The sequence below is a fragment of the Campylobacter sp. RM12654 genome (assembly GCF_020137585.1).
Classification (GTDB): domain Bacteria; phylum Campylobacterota; class Campylobacteria; order Campylobacterales; family Campylobacteraceae; genus Campylobacter_E.
Genome location: NZ_JACGAR010000092.1, coordinates 1 through 373 on the forward strand (window position 1 = coordinate 1; position 373 = coordinate 373).

Annotated in this window: 1 protein-coding gene; it reads right to left on the reverse strand. The window is 30.8% G+C overall.

Translation table 11 applies throughout. From position 1 onward, the window contains the following. A partial coding sequence (locus tag AVBRAN12654_RS09450) for a hypothetical protein (RefSeq protein WP_336614401.1) occupies positions 1-373 on the reverse strand: 373 nt, incomplete at both ends.

Genomic DNA, 373 nt, shown 5'->3' on the forward strand with positions numbered 1-373 from the left:
ACAACCACATCACTTGTAGTATTATCTACGCTAGGTGTATTTGTTTGAGTATCAGCAACAAGTTTTAAGCTAGCTTCACCTTTAATATCAGCTCCAATTACATTAAATGTAAACTTGTAATCTCCAAAGTTATTGCAACCTAGTTCTGGAACATATTTAAATTTACCATCAACAGCAAGAACTGAATCAGTTTTAATTAACTTATCATTATAAGTGATAAATACTTGCATTGCTTTAACACCACTAGCATTAATCTCACCTTTAAATAAAGGATTAGCATCTACTGTAGTTGAACCATTGCTAATTTCTTTTAAGTTATTGTGATCGCCTGATTCATCACCTTCAAATATAGATACTTTAATTCCATTTCCAA